This window comes from Jejubacter calystegiae, from assembly GCF_005671395.1.
GTDB lineage: Bacteria > Pseudomonadota > Gammaproteobacteria > Enterobacterales > Enterobacteriaceae > Jejubacter > Jejubacter calystegiae.
Map to the genome: position 1 here is coordinate 3,743,629 of NZ_CP040428.1, position 15,355 is coordinate 3,758,983.

The following is a 15,355-nucleotide window of genomic DNA, read 5'->3' on the forward strand; positions in this document are numbered from 1 at the left end:
GAGAGCGGAGCGGCGGGAACGAAGCGCCGCCCACTGAATTACCCTTACTCCCTGTGCTTGCTTAAACTTCTATGTCACCCTCGCGCCGCAGGGTCTGAAGCGCCGCTGTGGACTTCACGTTTTTGGTGACGATATAGGTAAAATAGCGTTCGATTCCCAGGTCAGACTCCAGCCAGCTATCGATCAGACGCTGATATTCGTCGATGGATAGCGTTTCGAATTTGGCCCAGTAATCCACGCCGCCGCCCACTGCCACGCATTCGGTCAGTTCTGGCGTATTGAGCACGCGTTTTTCAAAACGGGCAAAGCTCTCTGCGTTATGTTGTTTAAGCTCGATCGAGACCCAAATCGGCAGGCGCTTCATCAGCACCCGGGCATTGAGCCTGGCGTAATAACCTTCAATCAACCCGGCCTGTTCCAGGCGCTTTACCCGCTCCCAGCAGGGGCTGACGGAAAGATTAATGGATTCCGCCAGCCGCGATTTGGTAATGCGCCCGTCTTTGCTCAGAATGTCGAGAATCTTCAGGTCATAGCGATCGAGTTTCATACAGTGCTTACATCCTTAATGGCGACCGGTGCCCCGGAAGCCTCACATCGCTATGGCGATACGATCTCCCGGGCGATAACGGCCAGAGTGTCACCCATTGCAACCTGCGCCGGAAAGCGCCGCGCCAGCAGAATGCCGTCGCGTAGCGCCCGATACTCCACCGGCGGGTGGCCGCTGCGGGAATGGTCATAAACGCGGGCCAGGAGTTCTCCCTGGGTTACGCGGTTCCCCAGGGGGCAGAGAAATTCCAGAATGCCGTTGTGCTCGCTCTGTACATAACAGGATGCATCGGGCATATCAAGCAGTTGGGTTTCTCCTTCCCAGGGTTGTGGCGCCTGAGCCAGCATGCCGTGGTGTGCCAGAAAGTTGCGCACGCCGCGGTCGGCCAGTTGCTGGCGCTGGGGTGTCGTGGTGCCTCCGCCTCCCAGTTCGGTGGTGACAAAGCCTTTGCCCTGACTTTCCACCACGGTGTCGTAGAGCTGACTGGCGTCCAGCTCGTACATCATCACGGTGGTCGGTGCCCCAAAGGCCTGAGCGGCGGCCAGGTTGTTAGCCTGCTGGCGTTCGTCATCCAGGGTATGCAGCGCCGCGAAGGGGATAATCTCCAGGGTGCGGCCACCGGAGTGCAGATCCAGCGCCACATCGCACATCGGCACCAGTACCCGGGTGAAATAGTCGGCGATCTGCGCGGTCACGCTACCGTCCGGTGCCCCCGGAAAGCTGCGATTCAGATTGCCGCCGTCGATGGGCGAAGTGCGCTTACCTGCCTGAACCGCCGGGGCGTTCATCATTGGCACGATAATCACCCGGCCCTGAACCTCGTCGACTCGCAGCTCCCGGGCCAGCTTCAGCAGGGCGATAATGCCTTCGTATTCGTCGCCGTGATTACCGGCGGTCAGCAGCGCCGTCGGCCCCGGCGTGCCGTTAATCACGGTTATCGGGATCATCACCGCGCCCCAGGCGGAATTGTCGTGGGACCAGGGCAGCTTCAGGAAACCGTGCTGTACCCCTGGCTTGCCAAAATCCACCCCGGCATAGACGGGGCTGGGTTTTTCATGGTTCATGCAATGGGCTCCTTTATTTAACAAACAGGCGTCGTGGGTAGTCGCACAGCACTTCGGCACCCTGTGCGGTGATAACAATGCTTTCGGTGATCTCCAGCCCCCAGTCGTCCATCCACAGGCCGGGCATAAAGTGGAAGGTCATTCCGGGCTGAAGCGGTGTTTCGTCGCTGGCGCGCAGGCTCATGGTGCGCTCGCCCCAGTCAGGCGGATAACTGATGCCGATGGGATAGCCGCAGCGGGCGCCGCCCCGGTCCAGACCGGCGCTACGCATGGCGCCTTCCAGCGCCCGGGCGATATCGCCGCAGCTATTGCCCGGGCGGGCGGCGGCCAGCCCCAGTTCGATACCGGTCAGCAGGGCCTCTTCGGCGCGCAAAAAGTGATCCGGCGCTTCCCCCAGAAAAATGGTGCGCGACAGCGGCGCGTGGTAGTGGCGATAGCATCCGGCAATTTCGAAAAAGGTGCCTTCGCCCTTACGGAACGGTCTGTCGTCCCAGGTCAGGTGCGGCGCCGCAGCATCGGCGCCTCCGGGCAGCAGCGGGACGATGGCGGCATAGTCGCCGCCGAATCGCACGCCGCTGTCATCCACCCAGCCTTCAATGGCGCAGCGTTGGATCTCCGCGACCAGCATGTTTTTCGGCAGTCCCGGCTCCACCATCTGGTAGATGCGCTCGTGCATATTGCCGACGATGCGCGCCGCAATCCGCATATAGTCCAGTTCCCGTTCGGATTTAATGGCCCGACACCAGTTCACCAGCGCAGTGGCATCCACAAAGGCCTGATTTGGACTCCCCTGTTGCAGGCTCAGAAAGGCCTGGGCCGAAAAGTAGTAGTTATCCATCTCCACGCCGACCCGAGCCTGGTGCCAGCCAAAGGTTGGCAGTACTTCCTGGGCCAGCCAGCGCATGGGGTGATCGTCGGGATTCTGCACCAGCCATTCCGGATAACCGACAATCCGCTCATCGGCCATCCAGCAGGTACGCAGGGCACCGTTGCTGTCCTGCAGGCGTCCATACCACACCGGTTCATCCTCCAGCCCCAGTAACACGCACTGATGCACATAAAAGGACCAGCCGTCATAACCGGTCAGCCAGGCCATATTCGAGGGATCGCTGACCACCAGCAGTTCGATCCCGCGCTGTACCATGGCGGCGCGGGTTCTGGCGATACGCTGGTCGTACTCTTCTCGCGTGAAGGGCAAAGTTTTCGTCAACATGCTGTTTTATCACTCGTAACGGGAGTGGAAACCCTGGCGGGCCCGAGGGTCGCCAGCCTGTTTACCCTGCGCCCAGGGCGCGGGGAGTTACTGCAAAGGTTCAAGCTGCGCCAGCGCAAAGGCGGCGATGGCGCTGTCCTGTACGCCGGTGCCGGTCAGGCAGCACAGGGTGACTTCCTGCGGCGACTGGCGCAGTGCCTGGCCCCGGGCAACGCCGGTGCCCAGTTCAACCACCTCAAAAGGAACGGGGGTTTGCTGTGCCTTAAAGATTTTCAGTTCACCGTTATTTTCGCTCTGACTGCGGATATCGCAGGCCACGCGATCGGCGCGCAGCAGGGCGCTGATATCGATCTCCCGCTTTTCCGGGCTGTCGGAGCCCATGGCGGTGACGTGTACCCCAGGGGCCAGATGTTCAGCGAACAGCAGCGGCTCCCGGGAAGGTGTGGTGGTCACGATAATATCGGCCCCGGCGCAGGCGGCGCCGATCTCGCTATATACTGTGGCCTGTAGCCCATCGTCGTTAAGCTCCCGGGCCAGTTGTTCTGCGGCCTCCGGGCGCCGGGCCCAAATCGCCACCTGACTTACGGGAAACCGCAGACGCAGGGCTGCCAGTTGCAGTCGGGCCTGTTCACCGGCGCCAATCAGCGTGATGCGCTGACTTTCCTCCCGGGCCAGATATTTAGCCGCCAGCGTCCCCGCCAGCGCGGTACGGATAGCGGTCAGATAGCCTTCATCCAGCAGCAGCGCCCGGGGTACGCCGGTTTCAGCGCTCAGCACCACCATCAGACCGTTCAGGCTGGGCAGGCCGCGTTTGGGATTATCGAAAAAGCCCGGGCTGATCTTGATTGCGAAGCTGTCGCTGCCGCGGATCCAGGCGGTTTTGACATCCACTTCGCCGTTGACCTCCGGCAGCGCCATCGAGAGGATAGGGGGCTGCACCACCTTGTCTTCGCCCAGGGCGCGGAATCCCGCTTCGACCGCCGCCAGTGCCTCTGCATCCAGCCGGACCGCGGTGCTTATCTGCTGTCGGTTATAAATTTGCATGGCTTTGCCGCTCCAGCTCTCTTGCCCGTTCGAAGGTTTCCAGCGCCACGTTGTTGCCGCTAAGCACCAGCGCCACCTCTTTGCCTTCAATGGGGATTCGGTGGTGTTCAATAGCCGCCAGCCCCACGGCGGCGGCGCCTTCAAGCAACATTTTTTCCTGCTCCAGCAGGGTGACCATAGCCCTGGCAATGGCGGTTTCGGGTACCTGGTAGTGGCTGTCCATCACCGCTCGCACCAGTGCCAGGGTATGACGATTATCCAGCCCGATCCCGCCACCCAGCGAATCGGCCAGGCTCGGGACTTCTTCTACCTGCACCGGTTTACCCGCCTGCAGGCTGTGCCACATAGCGGCGCCCTGGCTGAGGCTGACGCCGACCACTTCCGTGCGCGGGCTGAGTTGCTTCATCACCAGACCGATACCGCCCAGCAGCCCGCCGCCGGACAGACCCGCTACCACCATGTCGAGCTGTGGACGCTCTTCCAGCAGCTCCAGCGCCAGGGTGCCCTGACCGGCTACGATCAGCGGATGATCGAAGGGCGGGATCGCCACCTGACCGCGACTGGCGACCCGCTCATCCACCACCGCAAAGGCGTCGTCCTGGCTGTTGCCGCAGCGGCAGACCTCGGCGCCCAGCGCTTCGATGGCGGCCACCTTGTTGGCAGGGACCAGCGAAGAGAGGCAAACCGTGGCCGGAATGCCCAGCTCCCGGGCGGCCCAGGCCACCGCCCGTCCGTGATTGCCGGTAGAGGCGGTGATGACGCCAGGCTTCAGGCGATCCGGCCCGTACTGTTCCAGTAACGCGGCGATCATGTTGCTGGCGCCGCGCAGCTTGAAAGCGCCGGTGGGCTGCATATTCTCCAGCTTCAGCCAGACCCGGGCGCCGAAGCGCCGGGAAAGGCTCGGAGAGTAACGCAGCGGAGTACGGTCCGCCCGACCCTGGATACGGTGACGGGCCTGCCAGACCTCCGCCAGGCTGATGCCGCCGGGGAATTCCGGGCTCATTTATTGGGCTCCCAACTGGCCTGCGGAACTCAGGTCGTCAGTGACCCGGTTCACCGCTCTTAGCGCGCGATCGACCAGTTCATCCACTTCGCTTCGGTTAATCACCAGCGGTGGTGCAAAGCCCAGGATATCGCCCTGAGGCATGGCCCGGGCGATAAGCCCGTTTTCCAAAGCTGCCGCAGAAACACGGGCGCCGACCTTCAGGGAAGGGTCGAAAGGTTGGCAGCGCTGCTTATCCGTAGAGAATTCGATGGCGGCCATCAGCCCCACGCCGCGCACGTTTCCCACCAGCGGGTGGTCGGCAAAGCTTTCGCGCAGGCGCTGCTGGAAGTAAGCGCCGGTGTCGGCGGCGTTCTGCACCAGATTTTCCTGTTCGATGATTTGCAGGTTAGCCAGCGCCGCCGCCGCGCCCAGTGGGTGCCCGGAGTAGGTCCAGCCGTGGCCGATGGGGCCATATTCGCCGGTTCCCTGTTCCAGCACGCTCCACACTTTTTCGCCGACGATAACTCCGGAAAGCGGCTGATAGGCGCTGGTCAGCCCTTTGGCGATGGTGATCAGATCCGGGCGCATATCGTAGGTGTGAGCGCCGAATTCACGGCCGGTACGGCCAAAGCCGCATACCACTTCATCGGCGATCAGCAGAATGTCGTATTTATCCAGCACCACCTGAATGGCCTGCCAGTAGCCTTCCGGCGGTGGGACGATACCGCCGGTGCCCAGAACCGGTTCACCAATAAAGGCGGCGACGGTTTCCGGGCCTTCGGCCAGGATCATCGCTTCCAGCCGTTCGGCGCAGTGGCGCGAGAATTCCAGCTCGCTGATACCCGCCAGCTCCGGGGCTCGCTGATAGTAGTAGGGGGCATCGGTATGCAGGATCCCGGCAATTGGCAGATCGAAATGATCGTGGAACGACGCCAGCCCGGTCAGAGAGCCTGCGGCAATGCTGGAGCCGTGGTAGCCGCGATGGCGCGAGATGATTTTCTTCTTCTGGGGGCGCCCCAGAATATTGTTGTAGTAGCGCACCAGCTTGATCTGAGTTTCGTTGGCGTCGGAGCCGGACATGCCGTAGTAGACCTTCGACATATTCATACCGGCTTTGGCGATAATCTTTTCAGAGAGCGCCACCAGCGGTTCATTGGTGTGGCCTACGTAGGTGTGGTAGTACGCCAGCTCTTTGGCCTGGCGATAGATGGCTTCGGCCATCTCTTCGCGTCCATAGCCAATGTTGACGCAGTACAGGCCTGCAAAGCCGTCGATAAACTGATTGCCTTCGGCATCGTTCACCATAATGCCGCGGCCGCCGGTCATCACCCGACCGGGGAGCGCGCCATGGGCATAGTCGCGCAGATGGGTAGAGGCGTGAAAGGTCACCTGACGATCGCGGGAAATTAAGTCGTTGCGCTGTTCCATAATTATGCTCCTGTCACTGAAGGGCCTGGCAAACCGCCAAGGCAGAAGTAGCGGGTGTTCAGATATTCATCGATACCGGTGCGGCCGCCTTCGCGGCCCAGCCCGGACTGTTTAATGCCGCCAAAGGGGACGGTGGGGCCGGTCATTTTGACGCTGTTAACGGCCACCATGCCGAATTCCAGTTCGCGGATGTAGCGCCAGACCCGGCGCCGATCGTGGGTCCAGAGATAGGCCGCCAGACCATATTCGGTGGCGTTGGCCTGGGCGATAACTTCATCATCGTCCTGCCAGGCAGCGACAATGGCGATGGGGGCAAAGCTCTCTTCCTGCCAGACCCGCATTTCCGGGGTGACGCCAGCCAGCAGGGTGGGCATAAAGTAGTTGTCGCCCGGCGCCTGGCGCTGATCGCCATGCACCAGCCGGGCCCCACGCGACAGGGCGTCGTCCACCAGGGCATTGGCTTTTTCGACGGCGTCGCGGTGAATCAGCGGGCCGATATCGCTGTCCGGGCAGTCGCCGGGGCCGACCCGGAGTTCGCGCACCCGTGCCGAAAAGGCTTCAATAAAGGCGTCATAAATTTGCTGATGCACCATGATGCGGTTGGCGGCCAGACAGTCCTGGCCGCTGGTCTGAAACCTGGCGTCGACAGCGGCGGCGGCGGCCTCGTCGACGTCCACATCCGGCGCCACCACAAAAGGGGCATTGCCGCCCAGCTCCAGAGAGACCCGCTTAACGCTTGCGGCGCACTGGGCCAGTAGCAGCTTGCCTACCCGGGTGGAGCCGGTGAAGGAGAGGGCGCGAATACGTGGTTCACTGCACAACTGGGCGCAGACGGCTTCTGGTTCACCGGTGATGACATTAAAGACCCCGGCCGGCAGCCCGGCACGCTCCGCCAGTTCGGCCAGCGCCAGGGCGGAATAGGGGGTTTCATTGGCGGGTTTAACCAGCACGCTACAGCCTGCGGCCAGTGCCGCTGCGGCTTTGCGGGTAATCATCGCCAGCGGAAAATTCCAGGGGGTGATCAGCGCGCAGACGCCAACCGGCTCTTTGATGGTGCCTGGCAGGGTGCCATCGATCTGGACTGACAGGGTTTCGCCGTTAATCCGCACCGCCTCTTCGGCGAACCAGCGGATAAAACTGGCGGCGTAATCCACTTCCCCTTCGGCTTCACGCCGGGGCTTGCCCTGTTCATTGACCAGCAGGGTGGCCAGATCGCTGCGGTGGTCCAGCAACTGCTGATACCAGGCCATCAGCAGCGCGGCACGCCGGTCGGCGCGGATTCTGCGCCAGCCTGCCAGCGCCTGCTCTGCGGCATCTACGGCGTGGTCGATCTGCTCTGGCTCCAGCAGCGGTATGTAACCCAGCAGGCTATTATCGTCCGGGTTATAGACCGGCTGCTCACGGCCGGACAGACTGTGGCTCCATTCGCCGTTAATCCAGGCGAAGTGACGAAACAGACGGGGATCCTCTAATTTCATCTGCGTTCTCCTTAAGTTGGCTGCCCCAACGACACGGGTAAGGGCACATGAGATGCTTTGAAGATAAGAGAAAGCATGAAAAAATAATTTCTGTTTCAGCGCCGTAATTATTCATTTTTTTCTGTTGTGATGGCAATTGGCAATAAATACCTGGATAACAACAAAACGTTATGAAATAACCCCGATTACATATCTTTTATTTATGTTGTTATTGATAATTCCTTCAGTAAATGCCAATGCACAATGCGAATAAAACCGCTTTTGTGCAAAATTAACAACTGGAATAATGGAATAAAACACTATTCCAGTCGGGCGTTTTCTTTTCTTTAAGGGGCATTGCGCAAGGCGTAGAGTGATGTCTATTTGATTGATTTTTAGGCAACATTGAATCTATAGCAAAGCGGTTAATAAACCTGTACACCCGTTTTTAAGATGGTTCCTGGTCGCACGGGCTAGCTGGCGTTACGCTTAATGCTATTGACCTGTTAACTCATCGATTTTTAATAATGATATAGCTCACATAATTTACTTTAGATGTGAGGGAGATCAAAAATAAATAATCCTTATTCTTGCTGAGGATAAGCGCAAAGTATTAACGATAATCTGCCGCTAATTCATCACTTCGTTTATGGTATCGATAAATGCCCGTAGCGCTGGCGGCATTTGACGGCTACCGGGAAAATACAAATAAAAGCCAGGGATCCTGGGGCACCAGTCGTCGAGAAGTTGTTCGAGACGGCCAGATTGCAGTTCCGATAACACCGCGTCTTCCGGGACATAGGCAACGCCAAGTCCGCTGACGGCGGCGCTAATCATCAAAGGGATGGTATTCAGCGTGATGCGACCAGGAACATCGATGACGATCTCCTGTCCCTGGCGCGAAAACTCCCACTGATAGAGCCTGCCGCTGGGCATCTGATGCCGGATGCCGTCATGGAGGGCGAGATCGTCCGGGACACTGGGCCGCCCACGTCTGGCCAGATAATCGGGCGCGGCCACGGCGATAAAGCGCGCCGTTCCGCCAAGACGCACGGCGTTCATTCCCTGTGCCAGGGACTCTCCCAGCCGAATCCCGGCATCAAACCCTTCCGCGACAATATCAACAAGCCGCCCCTCGACCACAATATCGATGGAGACATCCGGAAAGCGCGCCAGAAACTGGGGAACCACATGATGTAGCAAAAGCTCAGCCGCCATTTCGGGAGCATTGATGCGCAGCTTGCCAGCCGGAGCGGCCCGAAATCGATCCACACTCTGCAGGGCGAGGTCGACCTCCTGTAACGCAGGCGCCAGCCGGGCGCGCAGGTTATGGCCTGCCTCGGTTAGCGCCACGCTACGCGTTGTGCGGTTAAACAGCCGAATGCCCAGTCTTTGTTCGAGTTGTCTGATGGTGTGGCTGAGCGATGAGGGGGAGAGGTTTAACATCTGGGCCGCTTTGCGAAAGCTGCCGCACTCCGCAATGGTGATAAACGCGTTCAGATCGTTGAATGAGGGTTGCGCCATTGTTGAATTTTCACCAACAGTTTATTCGATATTGTGTGTATAGAATAAACAATCCTGTCGGTCCAGTATTGAGATCCTGTTAACGTAAACCGACACTGGAGGCTTTATGACTCAGACCTGGATGATTAGCGGCGTATCTTCTGGCATTGGCCGTATTCTTGCTGAAAAACTCACTGCCCGCGGCGATAGCGTGGTGGCACTGACGCGTGATCCGCGCAAAACAGAGGATCTCCAGCAGCGCTATCCCGAACAGTTCCGGCCGCTTCAGGTTGATCTGCGGGATACCCGGGGCATCAGCGCTGCCGTTGCTGAAGCATTCCGGCTATCCGGGCGGATAGACCGCATCGTCAGTAATGCCGGGTATGGCGTTTTTGGCGCGGCGGAAGAAACCAGCGACCAGCATCTGCGCGATATCATTGATACCAATCTGATTGGTGCGATTGTACTGATTCGCGCCGCTCTGCCATATCTCCGTGCTCAGGGAGGAGGGCGTATCCTGCAGGTTTCCAGCGAAGGGGGGCAGATAGCCTACCCGGGCTTCAGCCTCTATCATGCATCCAAATGGGGCATAGAGGGTTTTGTGGAATCGGTGGCGCAGGAGGTCAGAACCTTCGGGATCGATTTTGTGTTAGTTGAGCCAGGGCCTACCCGCACCGGTTTTGGCGGTTCGTTGGTTCGGCCTGCGTCATTAGCTGAGTACGCAGACACTCCGGCGGCGCAACTTCGGCAGGCATTTGAAGAGGGGAGCTGGGTCATTAAAGGCGATCCGGTTCGTATGGCCGATGCCATGCTGGATGCAGCCGGGCAGCCTTCACCGCCGCTGCGCTTAATTCTGGGGGCAGAGGCCCATGCGGGGGTAAGTCGCGCGCTGGAATCGCGCCTTGCTGAACTGCGAAATCAGCAACAGAGCGCCACAGCGGCGGACTTTAGCCCGGAAGAGCTTGCTTTATATTAAAATTAACGCGCGGGCAGAGGATGAGTGAATGTCCTCTGCCGCGCGCAGATTAATTTTTCCTGTAAAGAGCTGACCGATGACTGCTTACCGCGTAATTCTGTTATTTGCAATGCCATAGCGAAAGCAATAGCTGGCAAAGGTTCACTATTTGTTGCATTGAGAGGCGGGGTTATAGGTAACTTACTGCTTATAGGTGGAATGACCGAACGCTGCATAAGAACCTCTGAAAAACTAAGGGATGAAGACCCTCAATTATATTATAAACTAAGAGCTAAGGATTATGATTTGCTATACTTCATTCTTGAACCAGCACTTAAGCCCTTTGTGGATGCTACTAGAGTCAGGAGAACTGAGGGAGAGGATGCTTTTAACACCATAATAAATATGGTTGAAAAGAAGGTTAATAGTGGTCATGGGTAAATTAAAATTTTCATTGCTTGGATCTTTTTTGTCACTCACAGTTGGAATGATGAGTGGGGTAATGGTGTGGGGCTCTCTGTTTTGCATTGTTTATTTTGATACCTGGCCGGAAAGGCTCTTATATATTGCAATACTCTTAGTAGTTGTCCTGGTATTAACTAAAATCCTGGATTCGATATATAAGAAAATAAAGGGTTGATATTGTTTAATAAGGAAATGAAATATTATGTCTAATCCCGCTTATCTTTGGCTAACTGACAGTAACGGCTCTCCTGTAACAGGAGGTAGTTTATTTTCTGGAAGGGTTGGAGCTGTAGAGCTTATCACTGTTGTTCATCATATGCACATACCCACTGATGGGAATACAGGACGCCTGACAGGTACAAGAGTTCATAGCCCTATAACAATTCAAAAAGAATTTGATAGAGTAACGCCTTTCCTTTACAGGGCCTTAAGTGAGGGGCAAACACTAAAATCAGCAACAATAAAGATGTATAGAATCACAGAAGCCGGAACAGAAGCCGAATACTTCAATATTTTGTTCGATAATGTAAAGATCACTGCAATAACTCCTAATCTTCATCCTGGTGGGGTTACAGGCACTCACTTAGAAACAGTACAATTTAGATATGAGGCTATTACCTGGAAATATGTAGACGGCAACATAATCTACAAAGATAGCTGGAACGATAGAGCTCACTATTAACTCCCAATTTGTCGATGGATTTCTTTATCCGGTTTTCAGGCTAACATGAAGAACGGCCAGCGGGCTTGGCAATTCTTTTGCTGCTCATGAAGATGAGAGCCAGAACCCACAATCCGATTACCTGATTGTCCGGCATCATGGTGATGGCACTGAAGAGGTGGTGTTTGATTCTCGTGTATCAGGTACAGATTTACCAACTGCAACTGGATGAAAGGCCTGATTGGTGAGGTCAGGCCGTTCACTTACTGCTGACAGACATTTGATTCTGATTCGTCTGGAGAAACGGATGATTTTGAATCACTGTCGATAGTAGCCAGTTGACGGCCAGTGTAAACGATTCCCACCAGATTCTGCCATCCTTATCATTGGTGCGCATAATGTATATTATGTTAAATCGAATATATGAATACGCACCAGACGCCACGGATTGATGCCCTCTGATTGAATTGCCATTCCCTTCCCCATTATCCCGGTTTTTTTGCAGCGCCTGGTTATGATGCACGGGTTTCATTTCTGTTGGCCGCTGGCGTCTATAGTTATAGTTCCACTCACTTTTACAGGCAAACACCATGTCCTTTCAAGGTAGCTGTCACTGCGGCGCCGTCACCTTCACGGTCGACGCCGAACTGCCAGAAAAAGCGCTGAGCTGTAATTGCTCCATTTGTCGTCGCAAAGGATCGCTGCTGGCTTTCTTTCCGGTCGATGCATTCACTCTTAACAGTGGCCAGGATCGGCTAACCACTTATCTGTTTAACTCGCGCCAGATCCACCATCAGTTCTGCCAGGTCTGTGGCTCCGAAGCTTTCGCTCACGCCAAAACGCCCGATGGCAATGAGATGTATGCCATCAATTTACGCTGCGTCCCCGACCTGGATCTGGATAAACTGCAGATTCGGCATCATGACGGCGCCAGCCTTTAAAACAAACGATCGCGCTACGTGAAATCTGTCATCCATTGCCATGGATTACCCTGCAGATTTCACCAGAGCGCGTCGTTAAAAATGTTCGATTATTCGCCCCTGCAGGTGTATATCACTTAAATTTGTGCCAGCCCACCGTCAACGAAGACTTCGCTGCCGGTCATAAAGCTGCTCTCGTCAGAGGCCAGGAATAAGGCGACAGCGGCGATCTCATCCGAATCGCCAATGCGTCCAAGCGGCGCTCCCTGAGCGAAACTGGTCAGTAAACTCTCTTTTTGCCCTGAACTCTCCAGGACATTAAACAGCCCTGGCGTCGCTGTGGAACCTGGCGATAGCACATTTACGCGGATCCCCGTTCCCTGCAGATCCAGCGCCCAGCTTCTGGCAAAGTTGCGAATTGCCGCTTTCGACGCGCTGTAAACGCTAAATGCCGGTGTACCCATTGACCCGGTTGTCGAACCGGTCAGAATAATCGAACTGCCTTGCGACATAAGCGGCAGTGCCTTTTGTATGGTAAACAGCGTCCCTTTTACGTTAACGTTAAACGTATCCTCATACGATTCCTCGGTAATCGCGCCAAGCGGTTGCAGCTCTCCCAGGCCCGCATTAGCGAAGAGGATGTCAACTTTTCCTTTCACTTGCTGGATGCGAGAAAAAATACGTTCCAGATCGGCCATCTTCGATATGTCGCCCTGAATCGCAAGCGCCTCATGACCTATCAGCACAATGGCTTCATCAAGTTCTTTCTGACGGCGCCCAATGATGACCACCTGCGCGCCTTCCCGGGCAAAGCGCCTGGCCGTAGCCAGACCTATACCGCTATTTCCGCCGGTAATCACCGCGATTTTTCCCGCTAATCTACTCATAATGTCCTCCTCAAAGGTGGAAGGTCATAGCATAAACAGCGTTGAACATTTAGTATAGTATGCACCTTTTGGTAAGTACCTGGCGGATGAGAATTTATGCTAAATCAAAAATTCAAATGCGGTCTGGAAGCGGCTTTGGCGGTACTCAGCGGAAAGTGGAAACCGCTGGTACTGTTTCACCTTGCCCATGAAGTGCATCGTTATGGAGAGCTGAAGCGCGCTATTGGAAGCGTAAGCGACAAGGTATTGATTCAACAGCTGAAAGAACTTCAGCAAGATGGTGTCGTTGAACGCACCGACTACGGCGAAATTCCGCCCAGAGTTGAATACGCCTTAACCTGTTTCGGCGACTCCCTGGCCCGTGCGTTAGCGCCGCTCTGTCAGTGGGGCGAGCGGCATACGGAGCAGATTGAAAATATCGTACATAATCGAGAGAAGCCGCAGAGCGCTCGCCAGTAAACGGGTAAAAAGCGTTTTTCAATTATCCGCCCCCGCCTTCAACGAACTGAACCGCGACCCTGCCTGCGAAACCTCCCGCTCTCCGTGTAGCGAGATGCGCGAGGTTTCCGGCAGTGCTAACCCCCCTGCCAGAGCTAGTACCGCCACCAGTGCCAGATAAAATGCGGGCGAAACGCCGCTGCCGGTGTAAGCGATAAGCCAGGTTGCCACTAAGGGAGCCGTGCCGCCAAAAATCGTATAGGCCAGATTGTAGGTAATGGCAGATGCGGTATAGCGCGCCCGGGTGGGAAAAACTTCAGACAGCAGCGCGGCCGTTACCACGCCGGACAGCACGGCGCCGGTCGCTAATAGCAGATCGCCGATAATGGCTGCCCACAAATGCCCTGAACTGGCTAACTGCCAGGCTGGCCAGACGCTGATAATCACCCAGGTGCCGGTCAGCGCGATGGTTTTCTTGCGCCCGATGCAATCGCAAAGCGTACCGGCTACTGGGCAGGCCCCGGCGGCAAACAACAGCGCAATAGTCGAAACCATCAATGCAGAGGCCCGGTTCATGCCCCCTTCCAGCTGCAGAAAGGTGGAAAAATAGGTCGTGAACATGTAAAACGACAGCGCGGTTAACGCAATAAAAGCCCCCAGCCGCAGAATATTTCCCGCCTGCTGGCGTAACGTTTCGCTTACTGGCGCATGCGCACTGTCTGATTCCGCCAGTGCCGCACGGAATGCCGGTGTCTCTTCCATGCGCAGTCGTAAATAAACCCCCACCAGGCCAAGCGGAGCCGCCACCAGGAAAGGAATACGCCATCCCCAACTGCTCATCTGTTCCTCGCTAAGACTGGTATCCAACAGGTAAGTCAATATCGCAGCCGCAGCGAAGGCGGCAAACGTGGAGACTGTGATAAAGCTACCATACCAGGCGCGTTTGTGGTTGGGGGAATGCTCCATGACATAGGCACAGGCTCCGGCATATTCGCCACCGGCCGAGAACCCCTGAACGCATCGGGCCAGTGTCAGAAACAGCGGTGCCAGCATACCCATACTGGCATAGCCAGGCAGCAGACCAATCACGGTGGTTGACGCCGCCATCAGCAATACCGTTAACGACAAAATACGCTTGCGGCCAAATTTATCACCCAGCAGGCCAAATATCACGCCACCCAGTGGACGCAGTGCAAAAGCCACGGCAAAGACCGCAAATGTTTGCAACAATGCCGCCTGCGCCAGGTCTGGCGCAAAGAATTGTTGGGCGATAATGGTGGCAAGAAAACCATAAACGGCGAAATCAAACCATTCGACAAAATTCCCTATCGCGGCGGCTGTTGTCACTTTGCGAAGCGTCGATTTGGAAACCGGTGTCATATTATTCATAGAGTTATCTCCCTGCCTGAGTGTGATAACCAGACGTGAGTTAAAGTCGCAGATGTATACGCACCCCTGTATAGCTACAGAAAAATACGATATTGTTTTTAAAGTTAACGCCACAGTATTAATCAATCACTAACCGCGTGGTTAATGCGGGGGGACAAAAAACCACAACCAATAAATATAACGATAGCGTGACATAAAGTTTTTATGCGTTCAACGAAACTGCTGGAATATAACGCCTTCTGAAATCGATGGTGCGATACCAAAAAAATAATATGATAAATATCAATGTGTTGCCTTGGGTATCCCTGTCATATTAATTTCCTTTATGAGAATAAAGAAGATGGGCGAATTATTTATTTTATTGTCGCTTTCAGATATCTCAGTGTCGTTTTTTATTTT

General features: G+C 55.9%; 15 protein-coding genes. 5 read left to right on the plus strand and 10 right to left on the minus strand.

Going from position 1 to position 15,355, the window contains the following annotated elements; all coding sequences use genetic code 11:
• Positions 1-61: 61 nt before the first annotated feature.
• From FEM41_RS17285 to FEM41_RS17320, 8 genes are all read right to left on the minus strand, one after another.
• Positions 62-547 (minus strand): Lrp/AsnC family transcriptional regulator, encoded by a 486-nt coding sequence (locus FEM41_RS17285; protein WP_138097432.1) that lies wholly within the window; start codon positions 545-547, stop codon positions 62-64.
• A gap of 50 nt (positions 548-597) precedes the next feature.
• On the minus strand, positions 598-1,611 hold the full coding sequence (gene doeB, locus FEM41_RS17290) for a N(2)-acetyl-L-2,4-diaminobutanoate deacetylase DoeB (RefSeq protein WP_138097433.1): 1,014 nt from the start codon (positions 1,609-1,611) through the stop codon (positions 598-600).
• Between the two features lie 13 nt (positions 1,612-1,624).
• Positions 1,625-2,824, minus strand: coding sequence for an ectoine hydrolase DoeA (doeA, locus tag FEM41_RS17295; protein ID WP_138097434.1), 1,200 nt, complete (start codon positions 2,822-2,824; stop codon positions 1,625-1,627).
• Positions 2,825-2,911: 87 nt separating this feature from the next.
• Positions 2,912-3,868: a cyclodeaminase gene (locus FEM41_RS17300; protein WP_138097435.1), complete on the minus strand. Its 957-nt coding sequence runs from the start codon at positions 3,866-3,868 to the stop codon at positions 2,912-2,914.
• Complete coding sequence (gene eutB / locus FEM41_RS17305; RefSeq protein WP_138097436.1) at positions 3,855-4,871, minus strand: hydroxyectoine utilization dehydratase EutB; 1,017 nt, start codon at positions 4,869-4,871, stop codon at positions 3,855-3,857. The genes FEM41_RS17300 and eutB overlap by 14 nt, the downstream gene beginning before the upstream one ends.
• Positions 4,872-6,281, minus strand: coding sequence for an aminotransferase (locus FEM41_RS17310; protein ID WP_138097437.1), 1,410 nt, complete (start codon positions 6,279-6,281; stop codon positions 4,872-4,874).
• Positions 6,282-6,283: 2 nt separating this feature from the next.
• Complete coding sequence (locus FEM41_RS17315; RefSeq protein WP_138097438.1) at positions 6,284-7,759, minus strand: NAD-dependent succinate-semialdehyde dehydrogenase; 1,476 nt, start codon at positions 7,757-7,759, stop codon at positions 6,284-6,286.
• Between the two features lie 609 nt (positions 7,760-8,368).
• Positions 8,369-9,262, minus strand: coding sequence for a LysR family transcriptional regulator (locus FEM41_RS17320; RefSeq protein ID WP_138097439.1), 894 nt, complete (start codon positions 9,260-9,262; stop codon positions 8,369-8,371).
• A 106-nt stretch (positions 9,263-9,368) separates the two neighbouring features.
• On the opposite strand from FEM41_RS17320, the gene FEM41_RS17325 reads away from it, so the two are divergent.
• The 4 genes from FEM41_RS17325 (at position 9,369) to FEM41_RS17345 (ending at position 12,263) form a co-directional block, all read left to right on the plus strand.
• Positions 9,369-10,217, plus strand: a complete 849-nt coding sequence (locus tag FEM41_RS17325) for an SDR family oxidoreductase (protein WP_138097440.1) — start codon at positions 9,369-9,371, stop codon at positions 10,215-10,217.
• Positions 10,218-10,241: 24 nt separating this feature from the next.
• Positions 10,242-10,637, plus strand: coding sequence for a hypothetical protein (locus FEM41_RS17330; protein ID WP_138097441.1), 396 nt, complete (start codon positions 10,242-10,244; stop codon positions 10,635-10,637).
• Positions 10,638-10,863: 226 nt separating this feature from the next.
• Positions 10,864-11,343, plus strand: coding sequence for an Hcp family type VI secretion system effector (locus FEM41_RS17335; protein WP_138097442.1), 480 nt, complete (start codon positions 10,864-10,866; stop codon positions 11,341-11,343).
• 569 nt (positions 11,344-11,912) lie between these two features.
• Positions 11,913-12,263: a GFA family protein gene (locus FEM41_RS17345; RefSeq protein WP_138097444.1), complete on the plus strand. Its 351-nt coding sequence runs from the start codon at positions 11,913-11,915 to the stop codon at positions 12,261-12,263.
• Between the two features lie 116 nt (positions 12,264-12,379).
• Here the strand turns inward: FEM41_RS17345 and FEM41_RS17350 are convergent, their stop codons facing one another.
• The gene (locus tag FEM41_RS17350) at positions 12,380-13,132 is read right to left on the minus strand and encodes an SDR family NAD(P)-dependent oxidoreductase (RefSeq protein ID WP_206665556.1); all 753 of its coding nucleotides are present in this window, start codon (positions 13,130-13,132) and stop codon (positions 12,380-12,382) included.
• Between the two features lie 93 nt (positions 13,133-13,225).
• Here FEM41_RS17350 and FEM41_RS17355 point away from each other — a divergent pair, with 93 nt between their 5' ends.
• Positions 13,226-13,588, plus strand: coding sequence for a winged helix-turn-helix transcriptional regulator (locus FEM41_RS17355; protein WP_138097446.1), 363 nt, complete (start codon positions 13,226-13,228; stop codon positions 13,586-13,588).
• Between the two features lie 18 nt (positions 13,589-13,606).
• On the opposite strand, the gene FEM41_RS17360 is transcribed toward FEM41_RS17355, so the two are convergent.
• Complete coding sequence (locus tag FEM41_RS17360; RefSeq protein ID WP_138097447.1) at positions 13,607-14,956, minus strand: MFS transporter; 1,350 nt, start codon at positions 14,954-14,956, stop codon at positions 13,607-13,609.
• Positions 14,957-15,355: the final 399 nt, after the last annotated feature.